The sequence below is a fragment of the Lentzea sp. NPDC036949 genome, from assembly GCF_055608075.1.
In genome coordinates this window covers 302,427-320,527 of the sequence record NZ_JBVJRA010000001.1, presented here as the reverse complement: position 1 = coordinate 320,527, position 18,101 = coordinate 302,427, and the positions used below count along the sequence as shown (strand labels likewise).

16 protein-coding genes are annotated in these 18,101 nt (G+C 69.2%); 10 read left to right on the top strand and 6 right to left on the bottom strand.

All coding sequences use genetic code 11. From position 1 onward, the window contains the following. Nucleotides 1-2: 2 nt before the first annotated feature. From nuoI to ACZ7CD_RS01590, 7 genes are read left to right on the top strand one after another with little or no spacing between them, the layout of a single operon-like run. Nucleotides 3-533 carry an NADH-quinone oxidoreductase subunit NuoI gene (gene nuoI / locus ACZ7CD_RS01620; protein WP_360399657.1) on the top strand — a complete coding sequence of 177 codons (531 nt, stop codon included), beginning with the start codon at nt 3-5 and terminating at the stop codon, nt 531-533. Nucleotides 534-592: 59 nt separating this feature from the next. Then, on the top strand, nt 593-1,381 hold the full coding sequence (locus ACZ7CD_RS01615) for an NADH-quinone oxidoreductase subunit J (RefSeq protein WP_458434296.1): 789 nt from the start codon (nt 593-595) through the stop codon (nt 1,379-1,381). Then, on the top strand, nt 1,378-1,677 hold the full coding sequence (gene nuoK, locus ACZ7CD_RS01610) for an NADH-quinone oxidoreductase subunit NuoK (protein WP_030473209.1): 300 nt from the start codon (nt 1,378-1,380) through the stop codon (nt 1,675-1,677). The genes ACZ7CD_RS01615 and nuoK overlap by 4 nt, the downstream gene beginning before the upstream one ends. A 10-nt stretch (nt 1,678-1,687) precedes the next feature. Beyond that, a complete protein-coding gene (nuoL, locus tag ACZ7CD_RS01605) occupies nt 1,688-3,625 on the top strand; it encodes an NADH-quinone oxidoreductase subunit L (protein ID WP_470378151.1) in 1,938 nt (645 codons plus the stop codon). Then, the gene (locus tag ACZ7CD_RS01600; RefSeq protein ID WP_360399651.1) at nt 3,622-5,190 is read left to right on the top strand and encodes an NADH-quinone oxidoreductase subunit M; all 1,569 of its coding nucleotides are present in this window, start codon (nt 3,622-3,624) and stop codon (nt 5,188-5,190) included. The genes nuoL and ACZ7CD_RS01600 overlap by 4 nt, the downstream gene beginning before the upstream one ends. Nucleotide 5,191: 1 nt before the next feature. Continuing rightward, a complete protein-coding gene (nuoN, locus tag ACZ7CD_RS01595) occupies nt 5,192-6,772 on the top strand; it encodes an NADH-quinone oxidoreductase subunit NuoN (RefSeq protein WP_360399648.1) in 1,581 nt (526 codons plus the stop codon). Between the two features lie 55 nt (nt 6,773-6,827). Further along, nucleotides 6,828-7,793: a polyprenyl synthetase family protein gene (locus ACZ7CD_RS01590; RefSeq protein ID WP_360399902.1), complete on the top strand. Its 966-nt coding sequence runs from the start codon at nt 6,828-6,830 to the stop codon at nt 7,791-7,793. A gap of 61 nt (nt 7,794-7,854) precedes the next feature. Here the strand turns inward: ACZ7CD_RS01590 and rarD are convergent, their stop codons facing one another. Continuing rightward, nucleotides 7,855-8,787: an EamA family transporter RarD gene (gene rarD / locus ACZ7CD_RS01585; protein WP_470369947.1), complete on the bottom strand. Its 933-nt coding sequence runs from the start codon at nt 8,785-8,787 to the stop codon at nt 7,855-7,857. Nucleotides 8,788-8,931: 144 nt separating this feature from the next. Between rarD and ACZ7CD_RS01580 the strand changes: the two genes are divergently transcribed. Next, entirely contained in the window at nt 8,932-11,049 is a 2,118-nt protein-coding gene (locus ACZ7CD_RS01580) for a sunset domain-containing protein (protein WP_470378150.1), read from the top strand. Between the two features lie 82 nt (nt 11,050-11,131). Here the strand turns inward: ACZ7CD_RS01580 and ACZ7CD_RS01575 are convergent, their stop codons facing one another. The 4 genes from ACZ7CD_RS01575 to ACZ7CD_RS01560 form a co-directional block, all read right to left on the bottom strand. After that, the gene (locus ACZ7CD_RS01575; protein ID WP_360399639.1) at nt 11,132-12,184 is read right to left on the bottom strand and encodes a 2-oxoacid:ferredoxin oxidoreductase subunit beta; all 1,053 of its coding nucleotides are present in this window, start codon (nt 12,182-12,184) and stop codon (nt 11,132-11,134) included. Beyond that, nucleotides 12,181-14,019 carry a 2-oxoacid:acceptor oxidoreductase subunit alpha gene (locus tag ACZ7CD_RS01570; protein WP_360399636.1) on the bottom strand — a complete coding sequence of 613 codons (1,839 nt, stop codon included), beginning with the start codon at nt 14,017-14,019 and terminating at the stop codon, nt 12,181-12,183. The genes ACZ7CD_RS01575 and ACZ7CD_RS01570 overlap by 4 nt, the downstream gene beginning before the upstream one ends. A 211-nt stretch (nt 14,020-14,230) precedes the next feature. Then, complete coding sequence (locus ACZ7CD_RS01565) at nt 14,231-14,971, bottom strand: enoyl-CoA hydratase (protein WP_458430158.1); 741 nt, start codon at nt 14,969-14,971, stop codon at nt 14,231-14,233. Nucleotides 14,972-14,981: 10 nt separating this feature from the next. After that, nucleotides 14,982-15,422: an Lrp/AsnC family transcriptional regulator gene (locus ACZ7CD_RS01560; RefSeq protein ID WP_360399630.1), complete on the bottom strand. Its 441-nt coding sequence runs from the start codon at nt 15,420-15,422 to the stop codon at nt 14,982-14,984. Between the two features lie 75 nt (nt 15,423-15,497). Here ACZ7CD_RS01560 and ddaH point away from each other — a divergent pair, with 75 nt between their 5' ends. Further along, nucleotides 15,498-16,382 carry a dimethylargininase gene (gene ddaH, locus ACZ7CD_RS01555; RefSeq protein WP_360399627.1) on the top strand — a complete coding sequence of 295 codons (885 nt, stop codon included), beginning with the start codon at nt 15,498-15,500 and terminating at the stop codon, nt 16,380-16,382. A 130-nt stretch (nt 16,383-16,512) separates the two neighbouring features. Further along, the gene (locus tag ACZ7CD_RS01550) at nt 16,513-17,247 is read left to right on the top strand and encodes a class I SAM-dependent methyltransferase (protein WP_470378149.1); all 735 of its coding nucleotides are present in this window, start codon (nt 16,513-16,515) and stop codon (nt 17,245-17,247) included. Nucleotides 17,248-17,331: 84 nt separating this feature from the next. Here ACZ7CD_RS01550 and ACZ7CD_RS01545 read toward each other — a convergent pair whose 3' ends face one another. Beyond that, nucleotides 17,332-17,709, bottom strand: coding sequence for a helix-turn-helix domain-containing protein (locus tag ACZ7CD_RS01545; protein WP_360401810.1), 378 nt, complete (start codon nt 17,707-17,709; stop codon nt 17,332-17,334). Nucleotides 17,710-18,101 lie beyond the last annotated feature (392 nt).

Sequence of the window (18,101 nt, the reverse complement as noted above, 5' to 3'; positions counted from 1 at the left end):
GGATGTTCGAGTCCATCAAGGGCTTCGGAGTCACCTTCGGCACCATGTTCAAGAAGGTGGTGACCGAGGAGTACCCCGAGGTCAAGAAGGTGACCGCACCGCGGTTCCACGGCCGCCACCAGCTGAACCGGCACCCGGACGGGCTGGAGAAGTGCGTCGGCTGCGAGCTGTGCGCGTGGGCCTGTCCCGCGGACGCGATCTTCGTCGAGGGTGGCGACAACACCGAGGAAGCGCGCTACTCGCCCGGTGAGCGCTTCGGTGCCGACTACCAGATCAACTACCTGCGGTGCATCGGCTGCGGCCTGTGCATCGAGGCCTGCCCGACCCGGTCGCTCACGATGACGAACGAGTACGAGCTCGCCGACGACAACCGGCAGGACCTGATCTTCACGAAGGAGGACCTGCTCGCCCCGCTGCTGCCCGGCATGGAGCAGCCGCCGCACCCGATGCGGCTCGGCGACAACGAGCAGGACTACTACGTGAACGGCCCGCAGCTCGCCAAGGCGGCCCAGAAGGAGGGGGATCAGCAGTGAGCCTCGTCCTCCAGTTCCTGGCGCAGCAGCCGGAGCCGGTGCAGCGCGCGGTCGACGTCATGACCACCGGTGAGAAGGTCGCGTTCTGGGTCCTCGGCCCGCTCGCGCTGGCCGGCGCGCTCGGCATGCTGTTCTCGCGCAACGCGGTGCACTCCGCGCTGTGGCTGGTGCTGACCATGCTGAACCTCGGTGTGCTGTACATGGTCCAGCAGGCGCCGTTCCTCGGCTTCGTGCAGATCATCGTCTACACCGGCGCGATCATGATGCTGTTCCTGTTCGTGCTGATGATGGTCGGCCGGGACAGCTCCGACTCGGTCGTCGAGGTGATCAGGGGACAGCGCCTCGCGGCCACGTTCCTCGGCATCGGCTTCGCGGTCCTGCTGGTCAGCTCGATCGCCCGGTCGCTGACCGCGGTGACGCCGGTGGGTCTCGCCGAGGCGAACACCACCAACGGCGGCAACGTCGGCAACATCGGCCAGAAGATCTTCACGGACTACCTGTTCCCGTTCGAGCTCACCTCGGCGCTGCTGATCACGGCGGCCATCGGCGCGATGATCCTCGCGTTCGTCGGCCGCGACGGGAAGCCCGCCAAGAAGACGCAGCGGGAGCTCGTCGAGGAGCGCTTCCAGGAGGGCAAGCGGGTCGGGTCCATCCCCGGTCCCGGTGTCTTCGCCACCGCCAACTCGGTGGCCACGCCCGCACTGCTGCCCGACGGCAGCGTCGCGGAGGAGTCCCTGTTCGAGGTCATCGAGACCACCGACAGGGGCAAGCTCTCCGACGACGTCGCCGAGGTCGCAGGCTCCGGCCACCAGCCGGACCCGCACGCGCTCAAGGGAAGTGAGTCGTGACTCCGACGTACTACCTGCTCCTGTCGGCACTGCTGTTCAGCATCGGCGCCGTCGGCGTGCTGGTGCGGCGCAACGCCATCGTCGTGTTCATGTGCGTCGAGCTCATGCTCAACGCGGTCAACCTGAGCCTGGTGACGTTCGCGCGGATCAACGGCTCGCTCGACGGTCAGGTGATGGCGTTCTTCGTGATGGTCGTCGCCGCGGCGGAGGTCGTCGTCGGCCTCGCGATCATCATGTCCATCTTCCGGACGCGTCGCTCGGCCTCGGTCGACGACTCGAACCTGCTGAAGTACTGAGGGGTCACCGGTGACGGAACCTGTTGCCGCCAGCGGGGTCGCTTCTCTCGCCTGGCTTCTGTTGGCGCTGCCCGCGTTCGGCGCGGTGGTGCTGTTGGTCAGTGGCAAGCGCGCCGACAAGTGGGGCCACCTGCTCGGCAGCGCCACGCTCCTGGCGTCGTTCGGCTACGCGCTCGCGTTGTTCTTCTCGACCCTCGGCGTCTCGAACACCGAGGAGCGGGTCCAGAACCTCAAGCTGTGGGACTGGATCGACGTCAACGCGCTGACCGTCGAGTTCGGACTGCGGCTCGACCCGCTGTCGCTGACGTTCGTGCTGCTGATCACCGGTGTGGGCTCGCTGATCCACATCTACTCGATCGGCTACATGGCGCACGAGGAAGGCAGGCGGAAGTTCTTCGCCTACCTCAACCTCTTCGTGTCGGCGATGCTCCTGCTGGTGCTGGGCAACGGTTTCGTGACCCTGTACTTCGGCTGGGAGGGCGTCGGTCTCGCCTCGTACCTGCTGATCGGCTGGTACCAGTACAAGCCGGAAGCGGCGTCGGCGGCCAAGAAGGCCTTCCTGATGAACCGCGTCGGTGACCTGGGCCTCGCCATCGCGATCTTCCTGATGTTCAACCGCCTCGGGACCACGCAGTACACCGAGGTCTTCAGCCGGGTCGGCGAGTTCAGCGGTGCCGAGGTCCTCGCGATCACGCTCCTGCTGCTGCTCGGCGCCTGCGGCAAGTCGGGCCAGTTCCCGCTGCAGGCCTGGTTGCCCGACGCGATGGCAGGCCCGACCCCGGTGTCCGCCCTGATCCACGCGGCGACGATGGTCACCGCGGGCGTGTACCTGATCGCCCGCTCCAACCCGCTCTACAACCTGAGCGAGGACGGCCGCCTGGTCGTCATGATCATCGGTGGCGTCACGCTGCTGATCGGCTGCATCATCGGCTGCGCCTACGACGACTTCAAGAAGGTCCTGGCGTACTCGACGGTCTCGCAGATCGGCTACATGATCCTCGCCGTGGGCCTCGGCCCTATCGGTTACGCGCTCGGCATCATGCACCTGCTGACGCACGGCTTCTTCAAGGCAGGGCTCTTCCTCGGTGCCGGCTCGGTCATGCACGGCATGAACGACGAGGGCAACATCCGCCGGATGGGCGGGCTCTACAGGTTCCTGCCGATCACGTTCGTCACCTGGACGCTCGGCTACCTCGCGCTGATCGGCATCCCGCCGTTCGCGGGCTACTTCTCGAAGGACGCCATCATCGCGGCGGCGTTCGGCGCGGAGGGCTGGCGCGGGTACGTCTTCGGCGGTGTCGCACTGCTCGGTGCCGCGCTCACCGCGTTCTACATGACCCGCCTGCTGATCCTGGTCTTCCTGGGCAAGCCCCGCTGGAAGGACCTGAAGGCCGAGAACGGCAAGGACTACCACCCGCACGAGTCCCCGCTGACGATGACCATCCCGATGATCGTCCTCGCGGTCGGGTCCGTCGCCGGCGGCTGGTTCCTCTCCTCCGGCGGCCGGCTCGCCGGCTGGCTGGAGCCCTCGCTGGGTGAGCTGCAGGAGTCGCACGGCGTCCTGTCGCACGGCGTGGTCGGAATCCTGACCGTGGTGCTCTCGCTCGCCGGCGCCGGTCTCGCGTTCCTGCTCTTCGGCCGCGGCACGCAGCCGGTCGAGCGGCCGGAGCGGGTGTCGTTCCCGGTCCGCGCGGCCCGCAACGACCTGTACGGCAACGCCCTCAACGAGGCCCTGTTCGCGCGGCCGGGCACCTGGCTCACCCGCGCGCTGGTCTACCTCGACCTCAAGGGCGTCGACGGCGTGGTCAACGGCACCGCGGCGTTGCTGGGCGGTAGCTCCGGCCGGCTGCGCAGGCTGCAGACCGGTTTCGTCCGCTCCTACGCACTGTCCATGCTCCTGGGCTCGATCGTGGTTCTCGGGGCTCTGCTGATGGTGAGGTTCTCGTGAACTGGGTCCTGATCGCGCTGCTGGTCGTGCCGCTCGTCGGCGCGCTGGTGGTGACGTTCCTGCGCAAGGACGACGCGAAGGCCAAGTTCGTCGCGCTGGCGTTCTCGCTCGTCGAGCTGGTGCTCGCGGGTCTGCTGTGGTTCGCCTACGACCCCGACGGTGACCGCCTCCAGCTCACGTCCGGGGTGACCTGGATCGAGTCGTTCGGCGTCCGGCTGTCGTTCGGCATCGACGGCATCGCGCTGGTGATGATCGCGGTCATCGCGCTGCTCATCCCGCTGGTGATCGGTGCCGGCTGGACCGAGCGGCTGCCGGAGGGCCGGTCGCAGGGCGGGTACCTCGCGCTGATCCTGGTGCAGGAGGCCGTGACGGTCGCGGTGTTCGCCGCCACCGACGTCTTCCTGTTCTACGTGCTGTTCGAGGTCATGCTCATCCCGATGTACTTCCTGATCGGCGGCTACGGCGGCGCGCGCAGGCAGTACGCGGCGGTCAAGTTCTTCCTGTACTCGTTCCTCGGCGGCCTGATCATGCTGGCTTCCGCGATCGGCGCCTACGCGATGGCGTCGGACGAGCTGGGCAAGGGCACGTTCGACTGGGCGACGCTCGTGACCGTGGTCCGCGACGCGGACGCGACGACGCAGACCTGGCTGTTCCTCGGCTTCTTCCTGGCGTTCGCCATCAAGGCGCCGCTGGTGCCGTTCCACACCTGGCTGCCCGACGCCGCGGCCGAGGCGCCCATCGGCGTCACGGTGATCGTCGTCGGCATCCTGGACAAGGTCGGCACGTTCGGCATGCTGCGCTACCTGCTGCCGATGTTCCCGGAGGCGTCGAAGAACCTGGCGCCGTACATCCTGGTCCTCGCGGTGGCCGGCGTCCTCTACGGATCGCTGCTCGCCACGGGCCAGCGGGACATGAAGCGGTTCCTCGCGTACGTCTCGATCGCGCACTTCGGCTTCATCGCGCTCGGCATCTTCGCGTTCACGTCGCAGGCCGGCGTGGGCTCGGTGTCGTACATGCTGAACCACTCGATCTCGACGGGCATGCTGATCCTGGTGGTCGGCATGATCATCGCGCGCGGTGGTTCGTCGCTGATCTCCGACTACGGCGGCATGTCGAAGGTGGCCCCGCTGCTCGCGGGCATGCTGCTGATCTCGGGTCTGACCACGCTGTCGCTGCCGGGCACGAACTCGTTCGTCTCGGAGTTCCTGGTGCTGATCGGCTCGTTCCCGACGCAGCCGGTCTACACGGTCCTCGCGACGATCGGCATGGTGCTCGCTGCGCTCTACGTGCTGTGGCTCTACCAGCGGATGATGACCGGCCCGCTGCGCGGCGACGCGCTCGTGGGTGCCGCTGCCGGTCCGGGTGCCGTCGGCGACCCGGAGAAGAAGACGGCCATCGGCGACCTGAACAAGCGCGAGATCGCTGTTCTGGCACCGCTCGTCGTCATCGTGCTGGCCCTCGGGTTCTACCCGCAGCCGGTGCTCGACGTCATCACCCCGACTGTCGGGGCGACGCTGACCGAGGTCGGCGTGACCGACCCGGTCTCCGTGCAGGAAGGCAAGTGACGTGAACCTCCTGTTCGCCCAGGCGCAGCAGATCCAGGCGCCGGAGATCGACTACGCGGCCATCGCACCGTTGCTGGTGGTGCTCGGCGCGGCGTGCATCAGCGTGCTGCTGGAAGCGTTGCTGCCCAAGCACCAGCGGTGGGCGGTGCAGCTCGTGCTGTCGCTCGTCACCCTGGTCGGGGCCACCGGCGCGCTGATCCTCTACGCGGTGAAGGACGACCGTCCGGCCGCCGGTGTCTCGACGCTGGCGGGTGCGGTCGCCGTCGACTCGCCGTCGCTCTTCCTGTGGGCCACGCTGCTGGTGCTGGCGTTCGGCAGCCTGCTGCTGATCGCGGACCGCTCGGTCGAGCCCGGCGGCGTGTTCGTGTCGCAGGCGGCGATCCGGCCGGGCACGATCCAGGACCGCGCCCAGGCCACCAAGGCCGGGATGCAGACCGAGGTCTTCCCGCTCGTGCTGTTCGCGCTCGGCGGCATGATGACCTTCGTCGCGTCGAACGACCTGCTGACGATGTTCATCGCGCTGGAGGTCATGTCGCTGCCGCTGTACCTGCTGTGCGGCCTGGCCCGCCGGCGGCGCCTGCTCTCGCAGGAGGCGGCGGTCAAGTACTTCCTGCTCGGCGCGTTCGCGTCGGCGTTCTTCCTCTACGGCATCGCGCTGCTGTACGGCTTCGCCGGCTCGGTGAAGCTGTCGGCCATCGCCTCCGCCGCCGCGGGCACGGACCGCTCGGACACGCTGCTGTTCGCGGGCTTCGGCCTGCTGGTGGTGGGTCTGCTGTTCAAGGCCGCGGTCGGCCCGTTCCACGCGTGGACCCCGGACGTGTACCAGGGCGCTCCCACGCCGGTGACGGCGTTCATGGCGGCGTGCACCAAGGTCGCGGCGTTCGGCGGCATCCTGCGCGTGCTCACCGTGGCGTTCCAGAACACCCAGTGGGAGTGGCGGGGCGTGCTGTACGGCGTCGCCGTCGTCTCGATGGTGATCGGCGCGGTGCTCGGCCTCACGCAGACCGACGTGAAGCGCATGATCGCGTACTCCTCCGTGGCGCACGCGGGCTTCCTGCTGATCGGCTCGATCGCCCTGACGCCGGAGGGCGGGTCGCCGGGCGTCAGCGCCACGATGTTCTACCTGCTGGTGTACGGCTTCACGACGATCGCGGCGTTCGGCATCGTCTCGCTGGTGCGCAACTCCGACGGCGAGGCGACGCACCTGTCGCAGTGGGCGGGCCTCGCGAAGCGGTCGCCGCTGGTGGCGGGCATCTTCACGTTCCTGCTGCTGGCACTGGCCGGCATCCCGCTGACGTCTGGCTTCATCGGCAAGTTCGTCGTGTTCAGCGCGGCGATCGAGGCCGGCCTGACGCCGCTCGTGGTGATCGCGCTGGTGGCCTCGGCCGTCGCGGCGTTCTTCTACCTGCGGGTGATCGTGCTGATGTACTTCAGCGAGCCCGCGCCGGACGGTCCGACCGTCACGGTGCCGGGGGCGTTCACCACGGTCGCGATCACGTTGGGTGCGGTGGTCACCCTGGTGTTGGGTCTGTACCCCACGTTGGTGCTCGAATGGGCGGGTACCGGCACCTTCCTCAGCTAGGTGTACGTAGGCTGCTGATGTGACCAGTAGCGAGCATGAGGGACCGGGGTTCGCGTTGGTGGACCCCGTGCTCACCGAGGTAGTCCAGAACGGCCTGGCCGAGGTGGAGCAGCTCCTGCACGACGTCGTGCAGAGCGAGTTCCACCCGGTCACGGAAACCTCGCTTCACCTTGTGGAGGCGGGCGGGAAGCGGATCCGCCCGCTCTTCACACTGCTGGCTTCCCAGTTCGGCGCGGACTACGACCGCGAGAAGGTCGTCAAGGCGGCCGCTGTGGTCGAACTCACGCACCTCGCGACGCTCTACCACGACGACGTGATGGACGAGGCGACCACGCGGCGCGGCGCGGTGTCCGCGAACGCCAAGTGGGACAACAGCATCGCGATCCTGACGGGCGACTTCCTGTTCGCCCACGCCTCCCGCCTGACCGCCGACCTGGGCACGGACGCGGCGCGGATCATCGCGGAGACGTTCTCGATCCTCGTGACCGGCCAGATGCGCGAGACCGTCGGCCCGAAGCCCGGCGAGGACCCGGTCGCGCACTACCTCCAGGTGATCGGCGAGAAGACCGGTGTGCTGATCGCCACCGCAGCCCTCTTCGGCGGCATGTTCTCCGACGCGACCGACGAGCAGACCGACGCCCTGCGCCGGTACGCGGAGGTCATCGGGGCGGCGTTCCAGATCGCCGACGACGTCATCGACATCGCCTCCCCGTCGGTCGAGTCCGGCAAGACGCCCGGCACCGACCTGCGCGAGGGCGTGCGGACGTTGCCGATGCTCTACGCGCTGGCCGACCCCGCCGAGACGCGGCTGGCCGAGCTGCTGGCCGGGCCGATCACCGAGGACGCCCTCGTCGACGAGGCGCTGGCGCTGCTGCGCGAGTCCTCTGGCATGGACCGGGCGCGCGAGACCCTCGACGAGTACGCCGACCGGGCCCGCACGGAGCTGGGCAAGCTGCCGCCGTGCGCCGCGCGGGACGCCCTCGAAGAGCTCGCCACCTACGTGGTCGCCCGCACGCGCTGATCCCTCGTCACGCGGGGGCCCCGCGTTCCCCTGAGGGTCACGCGGGGGCCCCGCGTTCCCTTCAAGCGGGCTGCTCGACCGGCGCGAGCAGCTGCTTGCGCCGGTTCCGCACGGCGTCGGCCGTGAAGATCGCGAGGGCCACCCACACCAGCACGAACCCGGCCCAGCGGCTGGGCGGCATCGGTTCGCGCACCACGAACACGCCCCACGCGAACTGCAGGATCGGCGCCAGGTACTGCAGCATCCCCATGGTGGTCAGCGGGATCAGCCGCGCGCCCAGGCCGAACAGCAGCAGCGGGATCACCGTGACGATGCCGGTGCTCAGCAGCAGGAGCGCGTGGCCGGTGCCCTCGGTGGTGAAGGTGTTCGCGCCGCCGAGCACGAGCAGGTAGCCGAGCGCGATCGGGAAGATCACCGCGCTCTCCGCGGCCAGGCTCGACGTGGCGTCGAGCGGCACCTTCTTCTTCAGCAGCCCGTAGACGCCGAACGAGCAGGCCAGGACCAGCGAGATCACCGGCAGCGTGCCGTAGTCGACCGTGAGCACGATCACTGCGACGACGAGCACACCGATCGCGGCGAACTGCGCCGCCCGCAGCCTCTCCTTCAGCACCACCATGCCGAGGGCCACGCTGACCAGCGGCGTGATGAAGTAGCCGAGCGCCGACTCCACCACGTGGTGGGTGTTGACGGCGTAGATGTAGACGCCCCAGTTCACCGTGATGAGCACCGCGGCCGCCGTGACGATCAGCCAGCCCCTGCCGGACAGTTCGACCAGCGGGCGCCACTTGCGCAGCACCGCCAGCAGCACCCCCATCGTGACGAAAGACCAGACGATGCGGTGTGCCAGCACCTCCACGGGTGCGGCCGGCACGAGGAGTGGCCAGTACGCGGGGAACAGTCCCCAAAGGACGTAGGCGGTCGCGCCGTAGGTGATCCCTCGCCCCTGGGTGTGAACTTCTGCCGAAGTGAGGTTCGGACTCGTCAGGGGAGGCACAGAATCTCACTCTACGCCGCAGGTTCCGGCGCTTGTTTGCGCTGAACGGCGTAGTGGCGCAGCATCATCAACGGCACTGTAGTTTGACTACGCTCACCCTTCCGAGTGAGTGGGTCGGCGCGTGGTCTTAGAAGGGGCTTACCCGTGAATGTCTTCGGGCAGGTCTGGTTGTGGAGTCTGCTGGCGTTCGTCGCGGGGGTGTTGCTCACCTGGCTCGTGATGGTCAGGCCCGCACGGAAGCAGGTCGCGGAACTCGAAGATCGACTTCTTGAGGAGAGGTCGCGGAACACCGCCGCGCCGGTCGCCTCCGCTCCCGTCGACGACTTCGTGGTCGACGAGTGGGAGAGCGGCCCGCAGCGCCCGCTCCGCGACGACATCCTCGCACCCGTCCCGGCACCGGCCCCCTACGCGGAGCCGCCTGCCTACTTCGGTGCGCCCGTGCCGGCGCCCGTCGCGGTGCCGGAGCCGGTCGTCGCCGAACCCGAACCCGAGCCGGAACCCGAGCCCGAACCGGAGCCGCAGCCCGAACCGCAGCCGGAGCCGGAGCCCGCGCCGGTCGTCGAGGTGCCACGCGCGCCGCTGATGTCGCCGGAGGAGGCGCAGCGCCGGTTCGAGGAGCAGCTCGCCGAGCAGAAGGCCTTCGCCGACGCCGCGGAGGAGGACGACCGGCCGCGTTCGTTGTTCGAGCGCCTCAGCCCGGAGTCCGTGCCGGAGGAGACCCCGGCCGAGATGACGACCGTGCTGCCGCGGTCCGGTCTGGAGGCCGCCGACTTCGACGAGGAGCCGGAGCTCCCCGCCGAGCAGACCTCGTTCGTGCCGGCCTACGAGCCGACCGCGGAACCCGGCGCACCCGTCGCGAAGCCGACCGCGGGCCCCGAGGTCGACGGTCCGGCCGACGACTTCATCTACCAGCCGCGCGAGGTGTGGGCCGAGCAGGAGCAGGAGGTGTTCCTCGACGAGGCCGACGAGCAAGAGGACGAGCCCCAGGGCACCCGCTCCGAGCAGACGACCTACATCGCCGTCGAGGAGAGCGCCTGGCCCGCCAACGACCTCACCGGCGAGTACCCCGGCCTGCGCGACGAGCTCACCGGCCGCCTCGACCCCGAGCCCGAGTCGGCCGCCGAGCTGACCGGCGTGCTGGGCGAGCCCATCGACCTCGACGCCCCGCACGTGCGCAACGGCGTCTTCACCGAGCCGCAGCCGGACGCCGAGCCCGCGCAGGACCCCGAGTCCGGGTACGACGAGCCGGCGTACGACACGCAGGTGCACGCGGCCGTGCCCGCGTTCGAGGAGCCCGAGCCCTCCTACGCCCAGGACGAGCCTTCGTACGCCCAGGACAAGCCCTCGTACGTGACGCCCGCCCAGGACGAGCCCGTGTACGGCACGCCTGCCTACGACGAGCCCGCGTACGGCACTCCCGCCCAGGACGAGCCCGCCCGCCAGTCGCCCGCGGCGCACTCCCAGCCGTTCACCAGCCCCGGCGCGGCCCCGGCCACGGCGTTCTCCGCGTTCGGCGACAACACCGACCCGGTCGAGCCGCAGGAACGCCAGCCCCGCGGCATGGGCGCCGCCTTCAACCACCCGCCGGAGACCCCCGAGGAGGCGGCACCCCCGGCGGTCCGCCCCGAACCGGTCGCGGAACGCCCGCGCTCGCTGTTCGAGCCCCTCCTGGACGCCGACGAGCCGCTGCCGGCCACCGGCCAGACCCGTTCGCTGCCGGACACGAGCGACGACCAGCCGTTCGTGCCGAAGTTCGTGCCCTCCGACGAACCCCTGCTCGCCGCCCCGCCGGAGCCGGAGCCGGAACCGGAGCTCGACCTCCCGCAGCGCGTGACCGAGGCCGGCCTGCCCATCCGCGAGGCCCGCAAGACCACGAAGCAGCGCCAGCAGAGCTTCCCGGCCTTCCAGGCGTTCGAGGCCCCCAAGCAGGAGGCCCCGAAGCCGGCGGCGGCCCTGCCCCAGCGCCCCCGCCCGGTCGGCTTCTCGCCGTCCACCGGCGGTCGCCCCAACGGCACGGCAGCCCCCGGCTCCTCCCGCTTCCAGCAGCCGGAGGGCTTCAACCCGCGCTCCCCGTTCGGCCCCGGCTCTGTCCTGCCCAGGTCCGACGGCCACGCCCCGGCGGAGGACTTCGCGGTGAAGGCCACCCTGACCGGCCGCCGCTACTACACGGAGGGCTCGGCGAACTTCGGCGAGACCCGCGCCGACGTGTGGTTCCGCACCGAGTCCGACGCCGAGAAGGCGGGCTTCCGCCCGGCGCCCTGAGCCGCCGCACCTGAGGTGTTGAACGCCGAGAGGCCCCCACCGACCGCGGTGGGGGCCTCTCGCGTTGTCACCGAGCCGTGGATCAGTCGCTGAGCACGGTCCACGTGTCCTTGCCGTGCAGCAGCTTCTCCAGGTCCGCGGCCTTCGCCTGCTTGGCCGCCGCCACCTGCGCCCGCGCACCGTCGTCGTACGTCGGACGGTCCGCACGCCGGAACACACCGGTCACCGTGTGCGTGAGGTCCTGCGTCGACAACCGCGACAGCGCGAACGACAGGTTCAGGTCCGACGCGTCGTGCACCACGACGTCCGAGGCGTCCACGTCGGCGGACTTCGCGACCGCCAGGCCGAAGCCGTCGCGGACCACGCAGTACTCGCCCTCGCGGCCGAACCGGATCGGCTCGCCGTCGACGACGTTGATGATCCGGCGCTGGGCCTCGTCGGCGTCCTTGAGGACGTCGAACGCGCCGTCGTTGAAGATCGGGCAGTTCTGGTAGATCTCCACGAGCGCCGACCCGCGGTGCTCGGCGGCCTGGCGCAGCACCGACGTGAGACCCGCCTTGTCGGAGTCGAGCGCGCGGCCCACGAAGGACGCCTCCGCGCCCAGCGCCAGCGACACCGGGTTGAACGGGTGGTCCAGCGAGCCGATCGGGGTCGACTTGGTGACCTTGCCCTCTTCTGACGTCGGCGAGTACTGGCCCTTCGTGAGGCCGTAGATCCGGTTGTTGAACAGCAGGATCTTGAGGTTCACGTTGCGGCGCAGCGTGTGGATCAGGTGGTTGCCGCCGATCGAGAGCGCGTCACCGTCACCGGTCACCACCCACACCGACAGGTCCGGCCGCGCTACGGCGAGACCCGTGGCGATGGCCGGCGCACGGCCGTGGATGGAGTGCATGCCGTAGGTGTTCATGTAGTACGGGAACCGGGACGAGCACCCGATGCCCGACACGAACACGATGTTCTCGCGCTTGAGACCGAGCGACGGCAGGAACGACTGCACGGTGTTGAGCACGATGTAGTCGCCGCAGCCGGGACACCAGCGGACCTCCTGGTCCGACTTGTAGTCCCTGGCCGTCTGCTTCTCGTCCGTCGTGGGAACTCCGGTCAGTCCCGGGATTCCGAGGTCGATCGCAGTCACGCCGACACCCCCTTGATCACGTCAGCGAGCACGTCCTGGAGCTCTTCCGCCTTGAACGGCAGACCCTGCACCTTCGTGTAGGACACCGCGTCCACGAGGTACTTGGCCCTCAACAGCAACGCGAGCTGGCCCAGGTTCATTTCCGGCACGACCACCCTGTCGTACCGGCCGAGCACCTCGCCCAGGTTCTTCGGGAACGGGTTGAGGTGCCGCAGGTGCGCGTGGGCGACCGGCAGGCCCAGCTTGCGGACGCGGCGTGCGGCCGCGCCGATCGGGCCGTAGGACGAACCCCAGCCGAGGACCAGCACGCGGGCCTCGCCGCTCGGGTCGTCCACCACGACGTCGGGGACCTCGATGCCGTCGATCTTCGCCTGGCGCAGGCGGACCATCCGGTCGTGGTTCTCCGGGTCGTAGGAGATGTTGCCGGTGACGTCCTGCTTCTCCAGACCGCCGATGCGGTGCTGCAGACCGGGGGTGCCGGGCACGGCCCACGGGCGGGCCAGCGTCTCCGGATCGCGCGAGTACGGCTGGAAGTTCTCCGGGTCGGTCGCGAACTCGACGGTGAGGTCGGGCAGCGCGTCGACGTCGGGGATCAGCCACGGCTCGGAACCGTTCGCGACCGCGCCGTCGGACAGGAACAGCACCGGCGTGCGGTACTTGAGCGCGATGCGGCAGGCGTCCACCACCGCGTCGAAGCAGTCGGACGGCGACTGCGGCGCGACGATCGGCACCGGCGACTCGCCGTTGCGGCCGAACATCGCCTGCAGCAGGTCCGCCTGCTCGGTCTTCGTCGGCAGACCGGTGGACGGGCCACCGCGCTGCACGTCGATCACCAGCAGCGGCAGCTCCGTCATCACCGCGAGGCCGATGGTCTCGGACTTCAGCGCGATGCCGGGACCCGACGTCGACGTGACGCCGAGCGCACCGCCGTAGGACGCGCCGAGCGCGATGCCGATGCCGGCGATCTCGTCCTCGGCCTGCACGGTCGTGATGCCGAAGTTCTTGTGCTTCGACAGCTCGTGCAGGATGTCCGACGCGGGCGTGATCGGGTACGTGCCGAGCACGACGGGCAGCTTCGAGCGCTGCGCCGCCGCGACGATCCCGTACGCCGTCGCCGTGTTGCCGGTGATCTGGCGGTAGGTGCCGGTGTTGAGCTTCGCGGGCGCCACCTCGTAGGTGACGGCGAAGGCCTCGGTCGTCTCGCCGTAGTTCCAGCCCGCGCGGAACGCCAGGACGTTGGCCTCGGCGATGTCCGGCTTCTTCGCGAACTTCTCGCGCAGGAACCGTTCCGTGCCCTCGGTGGGCCGGTGGTACATCCACGAGAGCAGGCCGAGCGCGAACATGTTCTTCGCGCGTTCCGCGTCCTTCTTGCCCAGGCCGGTCTCTTCCAGAGCGCCGATGGTCAGCGTGGCCATCGCGATCTTGTGGACCTGGAACTTCTCCAGCGAGTCGTCCTCCAGCGGGTTCGAGTCGTACCCGACCTTGGTCAGGTTCCGCTTCGAGAACTCGTCGGTGTTGACGATCAGGATGCCGCCGTCGGGGAGGTCGACGACGTTCGCCTTGAGCGCGGCCGGGTTCATCGCCACGAGCACGTCGGGACGGTCACCCGGCGTCAGGATGTCGTAGTCGGCGAAGTGCAGCTGGAACGACGACACACCGGGCAGGGTGCCCTGTGGTGCGCGGATCTCGGCGGGGAAGTTGGGCTGCGTGGCGAGGTCGTTGCCGAATGCCGCCGCTTCCGACGTGAACCGGTCTCCGGTGAGCTGCATGCCGTCACCGGAGTCGCCGGCGAAGCGGATCACGACGCGATCCAGCTTGCGGGTCTCAGTGCTCATTCCTACGCCGATACCTCTCTCCAAGGGTGGCTGTGCCCCACCGCGAGGGTAGTCGCCAGGACCGCCTGCGAGACGGGCCGTGTACCACTAGGCGAGACGAACCGTCCCATCTGCCGCACCGGGTCCTCACTCAGACGGTAGGCACAGCACTACCAGCGGATACCTGAATGCGGCAGACGTCACCCTCGATACCTGTTACCCACGGTAACACCTAACGCCCGCTGATCCGAGCCTTCATCGCGGCAAGCCTGGCAGCGAACTCTGGAGTGTCGATCGAAACCACCTGTGGCCGCAGCTCCGTCTCGACCGCTTCGCCGTGGTCGTCGAGAACATCGGTCACCCGCATCGTGGCCTTGATGGTCCGGACGAGTTCGGCCGGTGCCTCCGCGGCCGCCCTCGCCAGTCCCCTCGCCGCCTCCACGGGGTTCTCCGCACGCTGGAGGGCCAACCCCGTCCTGACCGCCTCGTCGGCGTCGAGCACCTGCCCGAGCAACGTCATCGCGGTCGCGACCTGCGGCCCGACCTTGCGCTGCAACATCCACGTCATGCCGCCACCGGGGTGGATGCCGAGCTGCAGGAACCGCGCGTCGAACCGCGCCTTCGGTCCTGCCACCAGGACATCGCACGCGAGCGCGAGGTTGAGCCCGGCACCGACAGCGGCCCCGTTGACGGCGGCGATGGTGGGGATCCGTGCGTTCGCCACGGCGAGGAACCCGCGGTAGATCCGCCGCAGCCCCTCGTCCTTGGAGTTGCCGAGCTGCGTGAGGTCCGCACCGGCGCAGAACGCCGGCGGCGCCCCGGTGACGACCACCGCGTTGGCGCGCTCCTCGGCCTCGGCGACCTTCTCCGCGAGCTCCTCCGACAGGTCGATCGTCAACGCGTTGCGCCGCTCCGGGTCGTCGATCGTGATCACGGCGACGGAGTCGGCGCACTCCAGCAGAACCTGAGCCATGGCCCGGACTCTAGGGTGCCGGCGGCCGGTCCAGCAGCCGGGACAGCACCACCGTGGACACCGTCCGGTCGATGATCTCGACGGCCCTGAGCCGCTCCAGCGCCGTCTCCAGGTGGTGGATGTCCGCGGCCCGCAGGTGCACGATCGCGTCCGCCGCGCCGGACACCGTGTAGGCCGCGCTGACCTCGGCCATCGGCTCCAGCCGGTGCTGGATGTCGTGCGGCGCCACGTTCCCCCTGCAGTGCACCTCCACGAACGCCTCGGTGCCCCACCCGAGCGCCTCCGGGTCCACCACGGCCGTGAACCCGCGCAACACCCCGTTGTCCAGCAGTTTGTCCACCCGCCGCTTCACCGCGGGTGCGCTGAGCCCGACCTCCTTGCCGATCTCCGCGTAGCTGGACCGTGCGTTCGCCATCAGGCACGAAATGATTCGCTGGTCAATGCTGTCCACACGCAACATTCTGCCCTAGTTCACGCAATATCGCGGCGTTGTTCGAGGGTCATCCTCACCTTTACATTTCGATCCATGACGGTATCCATCTCCGGGCCGGCCGAGCCGATCACGCTCGACATCGCCGCACCCCTCGCGCCGACGCGCACGCCGACCACCCGTCGGTACCTGATGTGCCCGCCGACGTACTTCACGGTGGAGTACGCGATCAACCCGTGGATGGACCCCACGCAGCCCACCAGCACCTCGCTGGCCGTGGAGCAGTGGACCGCGCTCAAGGAGACCTACGAACGCCTCGGCCACGAGGTGAACGTCATCGACCCGGTCCCCGGCCTCCCCGACATGGTCTTCTCCGCCAACAGCGGCACCGTCGTCGACGGCCGCGTCCTCGGCTCCCGCTTCCGCGCCCCGCAACGCGCGGCAGAAGCCGACCACTTCCGCCGCTGGTTCCTCGCCTCCGGCTACAACTCCGTCGTCATGCCCACCGCCGTGAACGAGGCGGAGGGCGACTTCACCTGGACCGGCACCCTGCTGCTGGCCGGCACGGGCTTCCGCACCGACCCCCACGCCCACGGCGAGGCCCAGGAGGTCCTCGGCGTCCCCGTGGTGTCCCTGCAGCTGGTCGACCCGCGCTTCTACCACCTCGACGTGGCCCTGTTCATGCTCGACGACCAGTCCCCGACCCCCCTGGTCGCCTACTACCCGGAAGCCTTCTCGCCCGGCTCACAGGCGGTGCTGCGCCGCCTGTTCCCGGACGCGGTGATCGCCAACGACGCCGACGCGGTCTGCCTGGGCCTGAACGCGGTGTCCGACGGCAAGCACGTCGTGATGCCCGTCGAGGCCACGCACCTGGCGGAGCAGGTGGCCCTGCGCGGGTTCGAGCCCGTGTTCGTGGACATCTCGGAGCTGCGCAAGTCCGGTGGTGGGCCGAAGTGCTGCACGATGGAACTGCGCGGCTGACCTCGCCCACGCGACCATCACGATCTGCGCTGGAAGGAGCTCCCGAACCGGGTCTTCGACCAGCGCAGATCCGTTTCCGGGCGAACTACCGCTCCGACACGGTGATCGACATCTCGGCACTATGGGAACCATGCCTGCCGATCCCAACAGCCCCACCCCCGCACCGGTGGAGAACAACTACGACCTCTTCGCCGAGAACTACACGGCCGTGAACGAGACCAGCCTCCTCAACGCCCACTACACCCGGCCCGCGATCGTGAACCTGGCTGGCGACGTGACCGGCCGGCGGATCCTGGACGCCGGGTGCGGCTCCGGCCCGATCTCGAAGGTGCTGCGCGACAGGGGTGCCGCCGTGGTCGGCTTCGACCGCAGCGCGAAGATGGTGGAGTTGGCGCGGCAGCGCCTCGGCGACGACGCGGACCTGCGGGTCGCCGACATCAGCCAGCCGCTGCCGTACCCCGACGGCGCGTTCGACGACTGCGTCGCCGCCCTGGTCCTGCACTACCTGGAGGACTGGTCCGCACCGCTGGCCGAGCTGCGGCGGGTGTTGAAGCCCGGTGGGCGGCTGATCGTGGCCGTCAACCACCCCATCATGCTCAAGATCCTGGATCGCAAGACCGACTACTTCGCGACCACCAAGTGGACCGACGAGTACGACTTCAACGGCCAGAAGGCCACGCTCACCTACTGGCACCGGCCGCTGCACGCCATGACCGACGCCTTCACCGCGGCGGGCTTCCGCACGGCCGTCATCAGCGAGCCGCCTCCGGCGCCGGAGGCCCATGAGCTGTTCCCCGACGAGATGGCGGAGTTCCCGGGCGGGGCCTTCCTGAGCTTCCTGTTCTTCGTCCTGGAAGCCGCCTGAGCCGGAGCGGCGGAGCAGTGGATCTGCGCTGGTCGGACGACTTGGAGCAGGGTTTTCGCCAGCGCAGATCTGCTTTGTGCGGGCCTACGCGCCACGCAGCGGCGGGCGGGCCTCCTGGTGCGGCACCGGAGCGGTGTGCCGGGCGTTGATCGCCTGGGCTTCGGCGAGCTGGTCCTCCAGCGTCACGATGCGGCAGGCGGCGTCCAGGCCCGTGCCCTGGTCGACCAAGGCGCGGACGCGGGCCGCGAGGCGCAGTTGGTAGCGGCTGTACCGGCGGTGGCCGCCGGCCGAGCGCTGGGGCTCGATGAGCTTCGCCTCGTCCAGGCTGCGCAGGAAGTTCGCCGAGGTGTTCAGCAGCTCCGCGGCCCGGCCCATCGTGTAGGCGGGGTAGTGCTCGTCGTCGAACTTCTCGGCTGTCGTCTGCGGGTTCTCCGCAGTTGATTCATCTGTGCCAGGGGTCATCGCGCCTCCGCATCACGAGGGGCCCCGATGCCGTAGCACCGGGGCCCCAGGGTTGTTGGGTTTCACTTCCACCTAGCCGACCGTGAGATCGACTTGCTCTGTCCGCACGGCCCCTGTCAGAAGCGGGCACTGCGGGGATCGCGTGTGCGTAACCGAAGACCACCTTCCAATCTGATGGAACTGCGGTACCCGTCCGGCCGAGTTCAGCCGAAGGCGGGCGATCCGATGGGGTGCAACCCTTCCCTTCTCCTCTGATTACTGCTCTTTCACTCTCACGTGGCTGTCGGCACCGGACCTCATGCACATGCCGGTTTCGCTTCCACCGACTGCCTTCTTGCACATCTCACGGGCAGTTCGTCATCTCCCGTGCCCTGGACCTCTTGTTCGACGAG